Genomic DNA, 18723 nt, shown 5'->3' on the forward strand with positions numbered 1-18723 from the left:
TGCTCAGATTACTCAGGCCGAATGGTAGGTCGGCAGGGCAAAGCGATTCTGGCTTTGCAGCATCGAGATCTGTGGCAGTTCGCTGGCTTGTTCGGCCAGGTCACGGCGAATGGCGCTGATGACCCAGGTCAGCTGGTCAGCGGTGTGCAGTTGTTGGTACGAAATCGAACGCTTGACCTGTTTGCCTTCGCTGTTGCGCAGGGTCAACAGGATCCCGCCGTCTGGGCGTGGCTGAGTGGTGACGTCGTATTGGGAGAATACAGAAGCGAATTTATCTTGGATCAGGCTCATGTCTATCAGCTCCGTTGGCTCAAGTTGGCAAGCATGGAGTGATAGGTGCAGTGATTGTGCCAGTATTGAGTTATCTAAAAAATCGTTATAAATCAGGCACTTAAAATTTTTCAGATTTTTCACTTTCGTGCAATTTGCATGAAAGGCCATCGTGCATCCTGCATTTTGCGCTATCGAGGCCGGGCATTTCGCTCCCTCGTTACAGTTAATGACCGCGTCGGCGCCGCGCAATTCCCTTTTTGATGCTGGGCGGCATGGGATACAAAACTTTTCAAATCCCACATGTACAGCTGAAGAATGGCAGGCGTATTTTCCTGCAAGGCATCCGTCCTCGTCCTACAGGGCCGATGCGGTGTCTGGATCATACGAAGAATAAGAAAAAGGACGTTCCGCCATGAGCCATCCGCACGACGACATGATCACTTGGGGCAAGCTACTGCGTAAGGTGCCGGCGATAGTTCGGGCCCTGCCACGCGTGGTGCGCGGCATGCGCGCCGCGAACGTCACCGATCCCAGCCAGCCCTGCGGCCTGGGGTGGCAATTTGAACAGGCCACCTCTCGTAACCCCGATGGCGCGGCGCTGTTATATGGCGACAGTGTGCTCAGCTACGCTCAAGCCAACCAGCGTGCCAACCGCATCGCCCATCACCTGCACCAGCAGGGCATCGGCAAGGGGGATGTGGTTGCGTTGTTCATCGAAAACCGCCTTGAACTGCTGTTGAGCGTGCTGGCCGTGGCCAAGCTGGGTGGTATCTGCGCAATGCTCAATACGTCGCAAACCCAGGCGGCGCTGGTGCACAGCCTGAATCTGGTGAGCCCGGTGGCAATCGTGGTGGGCGCAGAGTTGGTGGCGGCCTACACGAGCGTGCGTGAGCACGTGACAATCGCGGCGCACAGGACCTGGTTTGTCGCCGATCAGCAGTCAAGCACGCTGCCGGAAGGCTATACCGACCTGATGGCCGCCAGTGCCGACGGCTCGGTGGACAACCCCGCCAGTACCGGACAAGTGTTCTTCAACGACCCCTGCTTCTATATCTACACCTCCGGCACCACCGGCTTGCCCAAGGCCGGCATCATGAAGCACGGGCGCTGGACCAAAACCGCCGTCAGCTTCGGCAGCATTGCGCTGGACATGGGCCCGGATGACGTCCTCTATTGCACGTTGCCGCTGTACCACGCCACCGGCCTGTGCGTGTGCTGGGGCTCGGCGATTGTCGGGGCTTCGGGCTTTGCCATCCGGCGTAAATTCAGCGCCAGCCAGTTCTGGGACGATGCGCGCAAATTCAACGCAACCACCCTGGGCTATGTCGGCGAGTTGTGCCGCTACCTGCTCGATCAGCCCGCCAGCGCTCAGGATCTCGATAACCGCGTGACCAAGATGGTCGGTAATGGCCTGCGTCCCGGCGTGTGGGCGCAGTTCAAGCAACGTTATGGCGTTGAGCATATCTGCGAACTGTATGCCGCCAGTGACGGCAACATCGGGTTCACCAACGTACTGAATTTCGACAACACCATCGGCTTTTGCCTGCAGCATTGGGCACTGGTGGACTACAACAACGACAGCGGTGAGCCGGTGCGTGGCAGCGACGGTTTCATGCGCAAGGTGCAAACAGGCGGGCAGGGGTTGTTACTGGCCAGGATCGATGAAAAGTCACCGTTCGACGGCTACACCGACCCGGAAAAGAACCGCAAAGTGGTGCTGACCGACGTGTTCGAAAAGGGCGACCGCTATTTCAATACCGGCGACTTGTTGCGCAGCATCGGCTTCGGCCATGCGCAATTTGTCGATCGCCTGGGCGATACCTATCGCTGGAAGGGCGAAAACGTGTCAACCACCGAAGTGGAGAACGTGCTGCTGCAACATCCGCAGATTGCCGAAGTGGTGGCCTACGGTGTCGAGATCGAAAACACCAACGGCCGCGCTGGCATGGTCGCCATCACCCCAAGTGAATCCCTGGCCTCGCTGGACATGCGTGAATTGCTGCAATTCGCTCATGGCCAGTTGCCGCATTACGCGGTGCCGTTGTTCCTGCGGATCAAGGTGAAGATGGAAACCACCGGCACCTTCAAGTATCAGAAAGTGCGCCTCAAGGAGGAGGCCTTCGACCCGGGCAAGGCCGGCAATGACCCGGTGTATGCCTGGCTGCCGGGGTCGGATTGCTACGTGCCGGTCACCGGCCACTTGTTGGCGCAGATCCAGGGCGGACATTTTCGCTATTAAAAGCAGCGCTATTGATTCTGCCTATGACCGCTTTCGGCAAAAAAGCCATGACAGTGGGGAACTCCATCGCGACACTGGGCGCCTATAAAGCAACCATACAAGGAGCCCCACATGTCAGACCAGCCTAAACAAATGACCGAAGACGAAGCCGCTGAATTTGCCGAGCAGGTCTTCGACGTGGCCCGCAAAGGTGATGCCGCCATGCTCACCGCACTGCTGGCCAAGGGCTTGCCGCCTAACCTGCGCAATCACAATGGCGACACCTTGCTCATGCTCGCGGCCTATCACGGTCACGCCGACGCAGTAAAAGTGCTGCTGGAATTCAAGGCTGACCCGCTGATCGCCAACGACAAGAACCAGCTGCCGATGGCCGGTGCGGCGTTCAAGGGCAACCTGCCCGTGGTCAAGGCGCTGATCGAGGGCGGCGCGCCGGTGGACGGCGCCTCCTCGGACGGCCGCACGGCGTTGATGATGGCCGCGATGTTCAACCGTGTCGAAATGCTCGACTACCTGCTCGGCCAGGGTGCCAACCCCAAAGCCACCGATGCCCAGGGTGCGACCGCACTGGCGGCGGCGCACACCATGGGCGCGGCGGATACGGCGGCGCAGTTGCAAAAACTGGTGTAGGCTACGCGCCCTCAAAAACCAGCTCGCCACAGGACTTTCCCATGCAAACCGCCCTCGTCGAACTCATCAGCAAAATCAGCGCCGGCGTCATGGGCGAGGACGAAGTGGCACGCATCGCCGAGGAAGCGGCCCAGGCCTACGCGGACCCGGCTGCTTTTCTGGCGGCCAACCCGGATATCAACTACGACGACACTTTCCCGATTCCTCTGGGTGAGTGGGTCGTGGTCGGTAGCCTGCCGGACACGGTGCTGTTTCAAGCCGACACCTACGGCGACCTGTTTGCACAGATCGTCGCGTCGTTCGGCCCGGGCGTGGCGTTCACGCTCAAGCCCAAGCAGTTGGCCAAGACTGAAGACCTGACGGCGCTGAACCGCATCCAGATCCAGATGAGCGCGCTGAGCCCGCAAGACGGTGGCTATGTGCTGCTCAACTTCAGTCAGTTGCTGGATGACGAGATTCAGGCGGTGCTGGTCTACGGCAACGACCTGCCGCGCGTGCTGGAACTGTGCGCTGAAGTCGGCATCAAGGCCGAGCCGTCCCTGGAAGCCCTGCGCGTTGCCGTCCACGTCTGAAATAAAACGGAACCCCTGCCAGGGCTGACTATCCTACAAGTGCATGCCCTCACTTAGGAGCGACACCATGGGTTCCACCTTTAATGGCTTGATTGGCCTGATCATCCTGGCGCTGGATATCTGGGCGATCATCAACGTGTTCAAAAGCGGCGCCAGCACCGGTGCCAAAGTGCTGTGGATTTTGCTGATCCTGTTGCTGCCTGTCTTGGGCCTGATCATCTGGGCAATCGCCGGGCCGCGCGGTAACGTGCGGATCTGACGACGCCTGGGCCCGCTCTTATCCTGAGTGGGCACGCTAAATGTGGGAGCGGGCTTGCCCGCGATAACGGTTTATCAGCCACAGTTGTGCGGGCTGACACATCGCTATCGCGGGCAAGCCCGCTCCCACATTCGTTTCCAGGGTATTTAGCGTTTTGTGTGTCGAAAGTATTCGCTGCACGAAATTTTCACATCTTTTCCAAGACAATTCGCCGGCTTTATCACGCTGCCAAGGCTCTATCTCGAGTGCCGTTAAAGGTACAAGCGCGGCGCACGTTCAGTAATTAATAGCGTTGATGCCATTGATCGGGCACCATTTGCGCCACCGCGTTAACCGCCTACCCCAGCCAGCCTGGGCGAGGGACGGACGCCACTGCATTTTTTCGCAACTTAAACTTCCAATGGGTCCTGAAACGACATGGCAAACCCGGACGCCCTGAGTCAGCAGCGAGCTTCAAATCGCCTGCTGCAACCGACCGTCAAATCCCATCTGGCGTACACGCTGCTCTGCGCATTGGTCATGATGGTGATGTTCTCCCTGCTGCGCCTGGCGCTGCTGGTCTACAACCGCGAGATGATCCTCGACACGCCGGCCTCGACGTTCCTGGAAGCGTTCGCCAACGGGCTGCGTTTTGACATACGCCTGGTGATGTACGTGCTGGTCCCGCTGCTGCTGGCCTTGTTCAGCGTACGGGCGATGGCGGCACGCGGTTTCTTCCGTTTGTGGTTGACCGTCGCGTCCAGCATTGCCCTGTTCCTGGGCCTGATGGAAATGGACTTCTACCGCGAATTCCACCAGCGCCTCAACGGCCTGGTCTTCCAGTATGTAAAGGAAGACCCGAAAACCGTGATGAGCATGCTCTGGTACGGTTTCCCGGTTGTGCGTTACCTGCTGGCCTGGGCTGTGGGCACGCTGATCCTGAGCATGGCCTTCAAAGGTGCCGACCGTGCAACGCGCCCCCGCGGCCCGTTCAGCGGCGGCAGCATCGGTACCCGCCAAGTGGCGCCGTGGTACAGCCGCATCGCCGTGTTTGTGGTCTGCCTGTTGATCGCCGTGGTCGCCATCCGCGGCACCTTGCGCCAGGGCCCGCCGCTGCGTTGGGGTGATGTCTACACCACCGAATCGAACTTCGCCAACCAGTTGGGCCTCAACGGCACGCTGTCGCTGATCGCTGCAGCCAAGGCGCGCTTCTCCGAGGAACGCTCCAACATCTGGAAGGCCACCCTGGACCAGCCGCTGGCCACCCAGACCGTGCGTGACATGCTGGTGCTGCCGCAAGAGAAACTGGTGGATACCGACACCGCCGCCGTGCGCCGTGACTACACGCCACCGGCCGAGAAGACTCTGCCGATCAAGAACGTCGTGGTCATCCTGATGGAAAGCTTCGCCGGTCACTCGGTGGGCGCCCTGGGCCGCCCGGGCAACATCACGCCGTACTTCGACAAGTTGTCCAAGGAAGGCTTGCTGTTCGACCGCTTCTTCTCCAACGGCACGCACACCCACCAGGGCATGTTCGCGACCATGGCGTGCTTCCCGAACCTGCCAGGCTTCGAATACCTGATGCAGACCCCGGAAGGCAGCCACAAGCTGTCGGGCCTGCCGCAGTTGCTCAGCGCGCGCAAGTTTGACGACGTGTATGTCTACAACGGCGATTTCGCCTGGGACAACCAGTCGGGCTTCTTCAGCAACCAGGGCATGACCAACTTCATCGGGCGTAATGACTTCGTCAACCCGGTGTTCTCCGACCCGACGTGGGGCGTGTCCGACCAGGACATGTTCAACCGTGGCCTGGAAGAGTTGAAAGCCCGCGAAGGCGGCAAGCCGTTCTACGCACTGCTGCAAACCCTGTCCAACCACACGCCGTACGCGTTGCCGACGCCATTGCCGGTCGAGAAAGTCACCGACCGTGGCAGCCTCAACGAGCATTTGACGGCCATGCGTTACTCCGACTGGGCCTTGGGCCAGTTCTTTGAAAAGGCCCGTAAAGAGCCGTACTTCAAGGAAACCCTGTTCGTGATTGTGGGCGACCATGGTTTTGGCAACGAGCAGCAGATCACCGAAATGGACCTGGGCCGCTTCAACGTGCCGATGCTGATGATTGCGCCGGGCATGCAGGAGAAGTTCGGCGAGCGTGACCACACCGTGGGCACTCAGATCGACATCGTGCCGACCATCATGGGCCGCCTCGGTGGCGACACCCTGCACCAGTGCTGGGGCCGTGACCTGCTGAACCTGCCGGAAGGCGACAAGGGCTTTGGCGTGATCAAGCCTTCGGGTAGCGATCAGACGGTGGCGCTGGTTACCGCAGACCGCATTCTGGTACTGCCCAAGGAGATGCCACCCAAGCTGTGGGAATATGAACTGGGCGCGAACCCGACCGGTAAAGTGATTCCCGAGTCACCGGACGAGGCGGCGCTGAAGCAGAAACTCGAGTCGTTCCTGCAGACGGCCACCAAGAGCCTGTTGGATAACACTGCCGGCGTGATTGACGGCAAACCGGATTAATTAACCGGGCATAAAAAAAGAGGCCTCAATGAGGCCTCTTTTTTTGTGCGGAATTTATATCCGACCGAGCAGCAACAGTACCACCAGCACTACCAGGACAACGCCCAGGATACCCGACGGGCCATAGCCCCAGTTACGCGAGTGCGGGAACACCGGCAGGCCGCCGACCAACAGCAGGATCAAGATAATGATCAGAATGAGGCTCATGGTTTTTTTCCTTATAGGGCCTTCTGAAAAGACCGGTTATTAACGACAGGCCCGTGGGTTTAAGTACGGACGCCTTAATAACTCCGACTCTGTCACTTCGAAGAAAATTCCCTGCTTTTTTAAAGCATTTTGCAAAGTTGCTTATTTCTTTTAATGCGTTCGCAATTACGTGCGCTTAGTTGAAAATTATTGAACTTACGCTATAAGCCATCCTCTCACCGGGCCTCAGGTTTTCCCGAGGTATTCATCAATTGGATGGTGCGTGGGTGTCGGAAAAACCTTCGCTACACTGCCGATCACTTCCTACGTGAACCACAAGGCTTATTTCCTATGCAAAATCGCATGATGATCACCGGCGCCGGGTCCGGCCTGGGCCGCGAAATCGCGCTGCGCTGGGCCCGTGAGGGTTGGCAGTTGGCCTTGTCGGATGTCAGCGAGCCGGGCCTGCAGGAAACGCTCAAACTGGTGCGCGAGGCGGGTGGCGATGGGTTTGTGCAGCGCTGCGATGTGCGTGATTACAGCCAGCTCACCGCCTTTGCACAGGCGTGCGAGGTGAAATTGGGCGGTATCGATGTGATCGTCAACAACGCCGGCGTAGCGTCGGGAGGCTTCTTTGCCGAATTGTCGCTGGAAGATTGGGACTGGCAGATCGCGATTAACCTGATGGGCGTGGTCAAGGGCTGCAAGGCGTTCCTGCCGTTGTTGGAGAAGAGCAGGGGCCGCATCATCAATATTGCCTCGATGGCGGCATTGATGCAGGGGCCGGCCATGAGTAATTACAACGTGGCAAAGGCTGGGGTGGTGGCGTTGTCGGAGAGCTTGCTGGTCGAGCTCAAGCATCAGGAAATTGGCGTGCACGTGGTGTGCCCGTCGTTTTTCCAGACCAACTTGCTGGATTCGTTTCGCGGGCCGACCCCGGCGATGAAGGCGCAGGTGGGCAAGCTGCTGGAGAGTTCGCCCATTTCGGCGGCTGACATTGCCGACTATATCTACCAGCGTGTGGCACAGGGCGAATTCATGATTTTGCCGCACGAGCAGGGGCGCATGGCCTGGGCGTTGAAGCAGAAAAATCCGCAGGTGCTGTATGACGAGATGACCAGCATGGCAGACAAGATGCGGGCCAAGGCTCAGGCGGTTAAGGCTTGAAGTGTTGGACGTGTACCTAGGCGTTATGCCGGTAGCGGCGCCGCTGGATGGCGCTTCACCCGGCGTCAACCCGGTAACGGATAGGTACCCGACCAGCCCGATGCAGCTGATGTCTGTCAGGCAAATTACCAGCCCGCGTAGGTCTCGCCTGATTTAGTGGCAAGCCATTGTCGCACCCCCTCCGAGCGCGCATGGTCAAGGTCCTGTCACTCCAAAAGGACAACCGCCATGCTGGTCTTAAGCCGCGCCGTAGGCGAAATCATTTCCATCGGCGATGACATCGCCTTGCATATCCTCGAGCTGAACGGAACCCAGGTGAAATTCGGCATCCAGGCACCGGTAGGGGTCAATGTGCACCGCGCCGAGGTGTATCAGAAAATCCTCGAGCGCCAAGCCACGCAACCTGAAACCAACCCCTAGAGCTTCCTCAATCGAACAGATGCTTGGGCACGTCGTGCTTGAGCATCAACTGGCATTGCTCGCTTTCAGGGTCGAACACAATCAGCGCCTGCCCTTTGGTCAGCGCCTGGCGCACGCGCAGCACGCGGGTCTCCAAGGGCGTTTCATCGCCATTGTCAGTGCCATCGCGGGTGACGAAGTCTTCGATGAGCCGGGTCAGGGTGTCGACTTCAAGTGCGTCGTAGGGAATCAGCATAAAAGCCTCAGAGGTGGAATCCCGGCGATGCTACTGCGCCGGGACCCGTCTTGCCAGTATCAGGTTGCCAGCCTCAGGACTTCTGACCTACCAGACTGTCCACCGAGGGCACTCGTGTATCGCTCTCCATCTGCGTTTCGTGCTCGATCTGATGACTGAAGCGGTCCAGCGAACCCTGCGCCGGTTGCGCATCGCTGGCAAAGACCGGCGGGCTGAGGATGTACGCGCTCAGCAGGCGACTCAATGCCGCCAGGCTGTCGATGTGCGTGCGCTCGTAGCCGTGGGTTGCATCGCAACCGAACGCCAGCAGGGCGGTGCGAATGTCGTGCCCGGCGGTGACCGCCGAATGCGCGTCGCTGAAGTAATAGCGGAACAGGTCGCGACGCACGGGCAGGTCGTTGTCCGAGGCCAGGCGCAACAAATGCCGGGACAGGTGATAGTCGTACGGCCCGCCGGAATCCTGCATCGCCACACTCACTGCGTGTTCGCTCGAATGCTGACCGGGCGCGACCGGAGCGATGTCGATGCCGACAAATTCACTCACGTCCCAAGGCAATGCCGCGGCGGCGCCGCTGCCGGTCTCTTCGGTGATGGTAAACAGCGGGTGACAGTCGATCAGCAACGGTTCGCCGCTGTCGATGATCGCCTTGAGCGCGGCGAGCAGTGCAGCCACGCCGGCTTTATCGTCCAGATGGCGCGCGCTGATGTGGCCGCTGTCGGTGAACTCGGGCAGCGGGTCAAACGCCACGTAGTCACCAATACTGATGCCCAGCGAATCGCAGTCGGCGCGGGTGGCACAGTAGGCGTCCAGGCGCAGTTCGACATGGTCCCAACTCACCGGCATTTCATCCACGGCGGTGTTGAAGGCATGCCCGGAGGCCATCAGCGGCAGCACACTGCCACGGATCACGCCGTTGTCGGTGAACAGGCTGACGCGACTGCCTTCGGCAAAACGGCTGGACCAGCAACCGACGGGCGCCAGGGTCAGGCGGCCGTTGTCCTTGATCGCACGCACGGCGGCGCCGATGGTGTCCAAGTGGGCCGAGACGGCACGGTCGGGGCTGTTTTTCTGGCCCTTGAGGGTGGCGCGAATCGTGCCGCGCCGGGTCATCTCAAAGGGGATCCCCAGCTCTTCCAGGCGCTCGGCGACGTAGCGCACGATGGTGTCGGTGAAGCCGGTAGGGCTGGGAATGGCGAGCATTTCCAGCAGCACCTTCTGCAGGTAGGTGAGATCCGGTTCTGGGATGGTTCGGCTCATAAAGACTCCTGATGAATGGGGGCGAGCGGATTTGTGTGGCGAGCGGGCCTGATGTGGCGGACGGCTCATGGCGGCAAGCGGGCCTGTCGTGTGGCGGGCGGGCTTGATGTGGCGAGCGGGCTTGCCCCGCGTTGGGCTGCGAAGCGGCCCCAAAACCTGCCAACGCGTTATGGCTGAAAGACTGGGGTGCCGGGGTCAGGGCCGCTTCGCGCCCCAACGCGGGGCAAGCCCGCTCGCCACAACAAGCCTGCTCGCCACAGCAGGCCCGCTCGCCACAACAAGCGGGCTTGCCCTACGAGATCTGCTCGCCACAGGTTATTGGGCGGTCGGCTGACTGTGCGGAAACAGCAAATCCACAAACTTCTCCGCCGTCGGTTGCGGCTCATGGTTGGCCAGCCCGGCCCGTTCGTTGGCTTCGATAAACACATACTCGGGTTGATCGGCGGCAGGCACCATCAGGTCCAGGCCCACCATGGGAATGTCCAGCGCACGCGCCGCACGCACGGCAGCGTCCACCAATGTGGGGTGCAAAATCGCCGTGACGTCTTCCAGGCAGCCGCCGGTGTGCAGGTTGGCGGTGCGGCGCACGGCCAGGGTCTGGCCACGCGGCAGGATGCTGCTGTAGTCAAAACCGGCGGCGTGCAGGGTGCGTTGGGTTTCGGCGTCCAGCGGGATCTTGCTTTCACCGTCAGTGGCCGCTTGGCGACGACGGCTTTGGGCTTCGATCAAGGCGCCGATGGAGTGCTGGCCGTCGCCGGTCACCTCGGCCGGGCGCCGAATCGCAGCGGCAACCACTTCAAAACCGATCACCAGAATGCGCAGGTCGAGGCCTTCATGGAAGCTCTCGAGCAACACGCGGCTGTCGAACTGGCGCGCTGTTTCAATGGCTTTCTGCACGTCCTCGATGGTCTGCAAATCCACCGCCACGCCCTGGCCTTGCTCGCCATCCAGCGGCTTGACCACGATGCGCTGATGTTCGTCGAGAAACTCCAGGTTGTCGTCGGCACTGCCCGCCAATTGCTGCGACGGCAGGTTCAAACCGGCGGCTTTGAGCACCTTGTGGGTCAGGCTCTTGTCCTGGCACAAGGTCATGCTGATGGCGCTGGTCAGGTCGCTCAACGATTCACGGCAACGCACGCGGCGCCCGCCATGGCTGAGGGTGAACAGGCCGGCATCGGCGTCATCCACGTGCACATCGATGCCGCGTCGGTGGGCTTCCTCGACAATGATGCGCGCATAGGGATTGAAGCCGGCCTGCGGGCCCGGGCCGAGAAACAGCGGCTGGTTGATGCCATTTTTGCGTTTGATCGCAAAGGTGGTCAGCGCGCGAAAACCCAGCTTGGCGTAGAGGCTCTTGGCCTGACGGTTATCGTGCAGCACCGACAGGTCGAGATAGCTCAAGCCGCGGCTCATGAAGTGCTCCACCAAGTGGCGCACCAGCACCTCTCCCACGCCAGGGCGCGTGCACTGCGGATCAACCGCCAGGCACCAGAGGCTGCAGCCGTTTTCCGGGTCGTGAAAGGCCTTCTGATGGTTCAGGCCCATCACGCTGCCGATCACCGCGCCGCTGTCTTCGTCTTCGGCCAGCCAATACACCGGGCCGCCTTGATGGCGCGGGGTCAGGCGTTCAGCGTCGACCGGCAACATGCCGCGCCCCTGGTAGAGCACGTTGACCGCCGCCCAATCGGCTTCGGTCTGTACCCGGCGAATCCGAAAACCGCGAAACACGCGGGTAGCGGGGCGATAGTCGCTGAACCACAGGCGCAGGGTGTCGGAGGGGTCAAGGAACAACTGCTGCGGGTCGATCCCCAGAATCTGCTGGGGCGCTGCCACGTACAGGGCGATGTCACGCTCGCCAGGCTGTTCCTTGAGCAGTTCCTGGGCCAGGCTTGCCGGGTCCGGGAAGGTATGGCCGATCAACAACCGGCCCCATCCGCAATGCACGGCAATCGGTTCGGCGCCCAACGGGCTGCCATCTTCAGCCAGGCGGGCCTGCAGGCGCTCGTAGGTCGGCGCCTGGCCCTTCAGCAAGCGTTGGCTGTAAGCCGCTGCAAGAGGTTTCATCAATCAGATTCCTTGTTCGCTGAGCCACAGGTTCAGCGCCGCCAGTTGCCACAGCTTTGAACCGCGCAGCGGCGTCAGTTGACCTTGTGGGTCAGTCAGCAGGCGATCCAGCATGGCCGGGTTGAACAGGCCGCGATCCTGGCTTGGGTCCAGCAGCAGTTCACGCACCCAGTTCAGGGTGTCGCCCTGCAAGTGCTTGAGGCCCGGCACCGGGAAGTAGCCTTTTTTGCGGTCGATGACTTCACTCGGGATCACGCGGCGCGCGGCTTCTTTCAAGACTTGCTTGCCACCGTCGGGCAATTTGAATTTGCCGGGCACACGGGCCGACAATTCGACAAGGCGGTAGTCCAGAAACGGCGTGCGTGCTTCCAGGCCCCAGGCCATGGTCATGTTGTCGACGCGTTTTACCGGGTCGTCCACCAGCATCACCGTACTGTCCAGGCGCAGCGCCTTGTCCACGGCGGCGTCGGCGCCCGGCATGGCGAAATGCTCGCGCACGAAGTCACCGGCAGCGTCGTTGGCGGTCAGCCATTTGGGGGCGACGGTGGCCGCGTAGTCGTCGTAGCTGCGGTCGAAAAAGGCATCGCGGTAGGCGGCATAGGGATCGCTGGCGCCATCCACTTGCGGGTACCAGTGGTAACCGGCGAAGAGCTCATCGGCGCCCTGGCCGCTTTGCACCACTTTGCAATGCTTGGCCACTTCCCGCGACAGCAGGTAGAAGGCGATGCAGTCGTGGCTGACCATCGGCTCGCTCATGGCACGGAACGCGGCGGGCAGTTGCTCGATGATCTCGCTTTCGGCGATGCGCAGTTGATGGTGACGGGTGCCGTAGTGCTTGGCGATCAGATCCGAATACTGGAATTCGTCGCCGCGCTCGCCGCCGGCGTCTTCAAAGCCGATGGAGAAGGTCGACAGGTCCTGCACGCCGACTTCACGCAGCAGGCCCACGAGCATGCTCGAATCGACACCGCCGGAGAGCAGCACGCCGACATCCACGGCGGCGCGTTGGCGAATGGCCACGGCTTCGCGGGTGCTGTCGAGCACGCGGTCGGTCCAGTCTTCCAGGGTCAGGTTTTTTTCATCGTCATGGGGACCGTAGGGCAGCGTCCACCAGGTTTTCTGTTCGATCTTGCCGTTGGCGTCGATGCGCATCCAGCTGGCCGGCGGCAGTTTTTCAATGCCTGCCAGCAACGTGCGCGGTGCCGGTACTACGGCGTGGAAGTTCAGGTAGTGATTCAGCGCGACCGGATCAAGCATCGGGTTGATGTCGCCGCCCTTGAGCAATGCCGGCAGTGCCGAGGCGAAGCGCAGGCGCTGGCCGGTGCGCGACAGGTACAAAGGTTTAACACCCAGGCGGTCACGGGCGATAAACAGGCGCTGGGCGTCGCGCTCCCAAATGGCAAACGCAAACATGCCATTGAGCTTGGGCAGCAGTGCTTCGCCCCAGGCGTGGTAGCCCTTGAGCAGCACTTCGGTGTCACCACCGGAATAGAAGGCGTAGCCGAGGGCTTCCAGCTCTTCACGCAATTCCGGGAAGTTGTAGATCGCGCCATTGAAGGCCAGGGACAGCCCCAGTTGGGCGTCGACCATCGGTTGGGCCGAGCCGTCCGACAGGTCCATGATTTTCAAGCGTCGATGGCCCAGGGCAATCGGCCCTTGGGCGTGGAAGCCCCACGCGTCAGGACCGCGTGGTGCCAAATGATGGGTGATCCGCTCCACCGCTGCCAGGTCGGCAGGTTGGTGATCAAAACGTAACTCGCCAGCTAATCCGCACATATATTCCTTACCGGTTTTTCCGTTGGGGACAGACAAAAATGGCACCGCACCAAAAGGGTGGGTACCCAGAGACTGACCCGAGCAGATTCACGGAGTTTTAGAACAATACGTTATAAGGCAAGGAGCCTTGAGTGGCCGCAAGCCACGTCGCGTGCCAGCGGGGCGCCAGTCAATGGTCGGTAGATAGGTCAATCACGGATGCAAAAAGTGGGGGGATGCGTCGCGATATCGAGCGCCTATTTGAACCTTTCATTGCCGGCGTGAGGGTTATTGTCCGGGTCATTATCCAACGCAATAAGGACTGTTGCCGATGACCCAACAACCGGCTGTAAGCCAGGCCGCCGCGCCTGTCTCTCAGGAGAAAATCACCGCTGCACTGCTGGAAATCACCGGCGACCTGGACAAGGCCAGGGTGCTGCAGCATACGCTGCCCCCATGGCTGGTAAGTGCCGCCGCCCCAACGCGCCAGGCGCTGGAAGCGGCGCATGCCAGCAGTCAGCAACCCCGCGAGCGGGCCGCGAGCCTGTTGCGCCGTATAACGCCGCTCAGGTCGTTTTGTGCCGAGCGACTCAAGGCGCTCTTGGCAGCCAAGGGGCATGCCGGGCTGGATGTCGAACGTGACTGGCTGGAGTTGCCCAATCGGCACTTCGCCGCGTTGACCGTCGGCCGTGGCGTACGGCTGCAGACGATGTCCATGGACAAGCACCACCTGCTGCAGGCGGCTATGCAGAATTTTACCCTGGACCAGGCCGAGGCGGGGGGGCTGCCCGCAGGCGCGGTGATTCGAACGGGCGCGGCAGGCCAGAACGTGTCAACGCTCAGCGCTGGAGCCTTTGCGCGGTACTGCCGCGAACTGGACCTGGGCGCGGCCTATCAGCGGCACCTGCGTGAGGTGTTTAACCTCGCGGGGAGCGACGACGAGGACGGCGCTGAACGGGCCTACAACCCGGTGGTCGGCGAGGTCGGCCAGTGCAAGATCAAGGACATGCAAATCGACTTGCAGATTGCCCATGGCAAGGGCGATATCAGCGAGTCCGGCTATACCGCGTTGCAAGCCCTGCTCAATGCTCGCTTGCCCGCGCGGAACCTGCAGCATGTGTTGTTCCATGAAAAGCCGCTGGTCTGGCAAGGGATGAATGTGCATGGCGCCTGCCTGTGGAGCGTGCTGGTGTTCGGCCATGCCACCACGCACGGCTTTGCTGAGGGGCCCTTGCTGGTGTATATGCCAGGCGAGCCCGGGCGCCCGTGGTACGAATACCCCACGCTGGGGGACCTGATCGCCTACCTGACGCTCAAGCTTCAGGTTCCGGCCTATCGCAGCTTCTTCACGCGCTACCTGGATGAGGCCGAGCGGTTCGGTTTTTTCCAGCGTTTTGACCAACGCAGGACACTCGAACGCGTGGAGCCCGTGGCGGTGGACACCGGCCTGGAACCGTTCTTTTTCGGCGCCTTGACCCGCAAGATCCAGCTGGACGCCGTTGCATTGGCCGTGCCGACGGCGCAAGTGGATGAGGAGGCGCGGCAGAAACGCCTACAAGGCTATCTGGAGGCGGGCCTGAATATGCTGAACATCGCCGGCCTGATGGTGCCGGTGCTCGGGCAATTGATGTTGGGCGTCGCCGTCGGCCAGATGCTCGCCGAGGTCTTCGACGGGGTGGATGAATGGACTCATAGCGACCAGGCCGAGGGCCTGGAACATTTGGTCAATGTGGCTGAAAACCTGGCGGCCATGGCCGTGTTCGCGGACGGTGTGAAGGTGGCAGGCAAGGTGTTCAGGGGGTTCAAGTCCAATCCCGCAGAGTTCTTCGAGGCAGTCGAAGCGGTGCAGCTGCCGGATGCCGGTCCTCGCTTGTGGCGTCGGCGGCTCAAGCCTTACGGCCGGACGCTGGATGTCGACGCCCTGACGGTGGCCAATAGCCGTGGGATCTATCAGGCCGGCGGTCATTCCTATGTCAGGATCATGGGGGTGGTGTACGCGGTGGCCTACGATGCGCGGTCGGGTTACTGGCACGCCCTTCACCCGACGCGGACTACGGCCTATCGTCCGCGCCTGCTGCACAACCGCCAGGGCGGTTGGCGGTTTGCGTTCGAACACCCCCAGGAATGGGGCTCCCCGTCCTACATTCTCACTCGGCTTAACCCGCGCCTGGCCGCGTTGCCCCCCGAGCAATTGAACTACGTGGCGAGCATTGTCGACATGCGCCCCTCCCGCCTGCACGCCCTGGCCCTGCAAAACAGGCCGCTGCCGGAGCGCTTCAACGACTGCGTGGCGCGTTTCGCCTTGAACCAGCAAGTCCGCGATCTGATCTGGCAGCTGGAGCATCAGCCATGGCCGGATGCAAGCACCGCGCGCGTTCAGTTGCTGGCGTTGCCGCTGATGCCAGGTTGGCCGCAGGGACGGTTTTTCGAGGTACTGGACCGCCAAGGGGCGCGGCTCGAACGCTTTCCCGGCAGCGCCACATTCGAGCATGGACACTTGAGCATCCACATCACTGAACAGGCGCTCAAAGACGGCGCAGTGATGGCGACGCTGCTCGACGTTCTGCCGCCGGACGAGATCGACACCTTGCTGGGGGGCTCGGTAGCGCCAGATGAGCAGGGCGCGGTGCTTGCGCGCCAGTTACTGGCCTCGCTCAAACGCACCCACCGAGAGGTTTTCCAGCAGCTGTATCAGGACGCGGATGGCATTACCCATTCAGATCACGGGTTGCTCAAGGCGCATTTCCCAAGCGTGCCCAATCGCATCGCCAGGGAGTTGCTGTCCAAGACGTCAACCGTGCATCGCTGGCAACTGCGCAGCACCCGGCGCGTGCCGCTGTTGCTCGCACAACGGGCACGCGAAGCGTTGGCGGTGCAGGAAGAAGACCAGGCGCTGATCGGCCTTCACCTGCCGGAGCTGGCCAGCGCCCCCTCGCGACGGCTGGCCGTGCACCTGCTGGCGAAGGTCGCGGGATGGCCGCAGGATTTGCACGTGCAGGTACGCCGGGACAGTTTGATCGGCGAGCTGATAGGCACCTCCGGCAGCCAGCATGCACGGTGGCGGCGCACACTGGTCGAGGCCGGCGATGGGGTGCAGGCGTTCGACGATAAAGGTGCGCCGCTGGGCGAAAAGGCCTCAGGCCCTGAAGGGTTTTACCAGGCTCTGCTTGCCACCTTGTCGGCTGCGCAATTGGCAGCACTGAACCTCTCGGGGGCAGAGCGTGCCAGTCGATTGCGCGACGCGCTCCAGGCGTGCGCCGAGCAAGAGCGCCACGTGCTGTCACGCCATCTGTGGCCCGAGCGTGCACTCCCCGAAGCGGCGCCGGAGCTGTGCGCGCAGGCCATGGTGCGTTCGACGCGGCACCCGGTGGCGCTGGTGCGCAAGGTCAACAGGCTGTATCCCGGTTTTGACGAACGGCAGGTGGCGACGTTCCTGGACGGGCAAGGCCCCGATCACCTGGCGCGCGCCCAGGCCGTGGAGGCGCTGGAGCGACAGTTCGAGGCCCTGCATCGGGCGCTCAAGGCGTGGCGCAATGACGAGACATCCCTCGCCGGTTTACCTCATCCCCAGGCGGATTACCGCCTGGCCCGTCATCAGGCGATGCAGGCCATTGAGGACGGCTGGCGACAGCGGCTCCTGTTGCCCGATGCCAGTGGGGTAAAGGTCCCAAGCCTGGTACTCGATGGCCTGGCCGTGGGCCGACTGCCGACCTTGCCGGCGCCGGTCAGCTTTGCCCATATCCGGCAGTTGTCGTTGAACAGAATGGGGCTCGACGATGACGTGGCGTATTTTCTCAAACACTTCAAGCAGCTCGAGGCGTTGGAACTGCGCAGCAACGAGGTGACACGCCTGCCGGAAGTACTGTCACAGATGCCCGCGCTCAAACGCCTGTACCTCAACGACAACCACCTGCAACTCACCGAATACACCCACGCCAAGCTGGCTGACCTGCGAGGCTTGCAGGTATTGAACCTGAACAACAACCCGTTGGTTGATCCGCCTGCCGTTGGCCACATGTTCGAGTTGCGTGAGCTGATGTTGCGTCATTGTCGCCTGCGCGCGTTTCCTGCTGGGGTACCGCGCTTGCCTTACCTGCATTACCTCGACCTGCGCGACAACGATATCCTCGCCTTGCCTGGCTGGCTGCCCACCGCGCCACGCCCTGTGGCTGAAGCCATCAACCTGCGCCACAACCCGCTGGATGAAGCCAGCCGAAAAACACTGGCCGACTATCGAAGCCAAACCGGCATAGGCATGGGCTTTTTGGAAGATGACCTCGCTCGCCTCAACGAGCAGAAAGCCCGGGAGTTATGGCTGGCCGATAGCGCGGTTGCGCGCTACACGCAAAAAGAGACGGTTTGGACGGGACTCAAGCATGAGCCAGAGTCCGAGAGCCTGTTCAGGTTATTGGCCGAACTGGGCGGCACCGGCGATGCTCAACTGGTGCGTGAGGACCTGGAACGACGCGTTTGGCGGGTGCTGGAGGCGGCCGGAAATGACGCGCAGCTGCGCGATGAGATTTTTGACCGGGCCGCCACGCCGGTCAATTGCGATGACAGCGCGGCGCTGAACTTCAGCAACCTTGAGGTGCTGGTGGAGATCCACGAAGCTGCCAAAGGCGTCGAAGGGGGCAAGCTGACCGCCAAGCCGCTGCTGAAGTTGGCCAAGGGCCTGTTTCGTCTGGATCAGTTGGACAGCTACGCACGCACGCACAGTCAGCAGCACCCGGAGGCTGACCCGCTGGAGGTCAGCCTGGCCTACCGAACAGGGCTGGCCAGCAAGTTTCATTTGCCCGGTCAGCCCCTGCACATGCGCTTTGCCCGCCTGGGCGGCGTCACGGTAGAAGCGCTGAACACTGCCGAAGAACAACTCCGGGCGGCAGAGCGCTCAACCAAGCTCTTGAACTACCTGGTGGAGCTGCCGTTATGGGACAGTCACTTGAAAGTCGCCTTCAGCCAATCGTTCGAGGCGTTGAGCGAGCCCTATGACCAGCGCCTCCAGGCGGTCTTTGAAAAAAGCACCGCGCTCAACGACGCCGACTACCTTGACCAGATGAACCAGATCCTGCGCGAACAGCAGGCGGCGCATAGGGGCGAAGCTGAGCGCCTGACCAAGGAGGCGCTGAAACTCGGCGATCTGTCGCCCTGTGTGATGCCGTGATT

At 61.4% G+C, this 18723-nt stretch carries 14 protein-coding genes; 8 read left to right on the plus strand and 6 right to left on the minus strand.

Annotated features, from left to right (window positions below; genetic code table 11):
• Positions 1–12 precede the first annotated feature (12 nt).
• A complete protein-coding gene (locus AACV02_RS23965) occupies positions 13–291 on the minus strand; it encodes a DUF3509 domain-containing protein (protein WP_016970113.1) in 279 nt (92 codons plus the stop codon).
• A 394-nt stretch (positions 292–685) separates the two neighbouring features.
• On the opposite strand from AACV02_RS23965, the gene AACV02_RS23970 reads away from it, so the two are divergent.
• The 5 genes from AACV02_RS23970 (at position 686) to AACV02_RS23990 (ending at position 6475) form a co-directional block, all read left to right on the plus strand.
• Positions 686–2512: a long-chain-acyl-CoA synthetase gene (locus tag AACV02_RS23970; RefSeq protein WP_119742381.1), complete on the plus strand. Its 1827-nt coding sequence runs from the start codon at positions 686–688 to the stop codon at positions 2510–2512.
• Positions 2513–2623: 111 nt separating this feature from the next.
• The gene (locus tag AACV02_RS23975; RefSeq protein ID WP_119742383.1) at positions 2624–3139 is read left to right on the plus strand and encodes an ankyrin repeat domain-containing protein; all 516 of its coding nucleotides are present in this window, start codon (positions 2624–2626) and stop codon (positions 3137–3139) included.
• Between the two features lie 41 nt (positions 3140–3180).
• On the plus strand, positions 3181–3711 hold the full coding sequence (locus AACV02_RS23980; RefSeq protein ID WP_119742386.1) for a hypothetical protein: 531 nt from the start codon (positions 3181–3183) through the stop codon (positions 3709–3711).
• Between the two features lie 67 nt (positions 3712–3778).
• On the plus strand, positions 3779–3970 hold the full coding sequence (locus AACV02_RS23985; protein WP_003172956.1) for a PLDc N-terminal domain-containing protein: 192 nt from the start codon (positions 3779–3781) through the stop codon (positions 3968–3970).
• 417 nt (positions 3971–4387) lie between these two features.
• Positions 4388–6475, plus strand: a complete 2088-nt coding sequence (locus tag AACV02_RS23990; protein WP_106576543.1) for an LTA synthase family protein — start codon at positions 4388–4390, stop codon at positions 6473–6475.
• 54 nt (positions 6476–6529) lie between these two features.
• Here AACV02_RS23990 and AACV02_RS23995 read toward each other — a convergent pair whose 3' ends face one another.
• A complete protein-coding gene (locus AACV02_RS23995) occupies positions 6530–6682 on the minus strand; it encodes a DUF3309 family protein (RefSeq protein ID WP_003236711.1) in 153 nt (50 codons plus the stop codon).
• A gap of 330 nt (positions 6683–7012) precedes the next feature.
• Here AACV02_RS23995 and AACV02_RS24000 point away from each other — a divergent pair, with 330 nt between their 5' ends.
• Together AACV02_RS24000 and csrA are read left to right on the plus strand one after the other, a co-directional pair.
• Positions 7013–7828, plus strand: coding sequence for an SDR family oxidoreductase (locus AACV02_RS24000; RefSeq protein WP_106576544.1), 816 nt, complete (start codon positions 7013–7015; stop codon positions 7826–7828).
• 228 nt (positions 7829–8056) lie between these two features.
• The gene (gene csrA / locus AACV02_RS24005; RefSeq protein ID WP_106576545.1) at positions 8057–8248 is read left to right on the plus strand and encodes a carbon storage regulator CsrA; all 192 of its coding nucleotides are present in this window, start codon (positions 8057–8059) and stop codon (positions 8246–8248) included.
• Between the two features lie 7 nt (positions 8249–8255).
• Here csrA and AACV02_RS24010 read toward each other — a convergent pair whose 3' ends face one another.
• The 4 genes from AACV02_RS24010 to AACV02_RS24025 form a co-directional block, all read right to left on the minus strand.
• A complete protein-coding gene (locus AACV02_RS24010; protein WP_064453367.1) occupies positions 8256–8483 on the minus strand; it encodes a YheU family protein in 228 nt (75 codons plus the stop codon).
• Between the two features lie 73 nt (positions 8484–8556).
• Positions 8557–9741, minus strand: a complete 1185-nt coding sequence (locus AACV02_RS24015; protein ID WP_106576546.1) for an osmoprotectant NAGGN system M42 family peptidase — start codon at positions 9739–9741, stop codon at positions 8557–8559.
• Positions 9742–10056: 315 nt separating this feature from the next.
• On the minus strand, positions 10057–11805 hold the full coding sequence (ngg, locus tag AACV02_RS24020; protein ID WP_106576547.1) for an N-acetylglutaminylglutamine synthetase: 1749 nt from the start codon (positions 11803–11805) through the stop codon (positions 10057–10059).
• A gap of 3 nt (positions 11806–11808) precedes the next feature.
• Positions 11809–13581 carry an N-acetylglutaminylglutamine amidotransferase gene (locus AACV02_RS24025; protein WP_119742388.1) on the minus strand — a complete coding sequence of 591 codons (1773 nt, stop codon included), beginning with the start codon at positions 13579–13581 and terminating at the stop codon, positions 11809–11811.
• Between the two features lie 310 nt (positions 13582–13891).
• On the opposite strand from AACV02_RS24025, the gene AACV02_RS24030 reads away from it, so the two are divergent.
• Complete coding sequence (locus AACV02_RS24030) at positions 13892–18721, plus strand: NEL-type E3 ubiquitin ligase domain-containing protein (protein WP_119742390.1); 4830 nt, start codon at positions 13892–13894, stop codon at positions 18719–18721.
• Positions 18722–18723: the final 2 nt, after the last annotated feature.

This window comes from Pseudomonas sp. Larv2_ips (assembly GCF_963879675.1).
In the GTDB taxonomy this organism is placed as follows: domain Bacteria; phylum Pseudomonadota; class Gammaproteobacteria; order Pseudomonadales; family Pseudomonadaceae; genus Aquipseudomonas.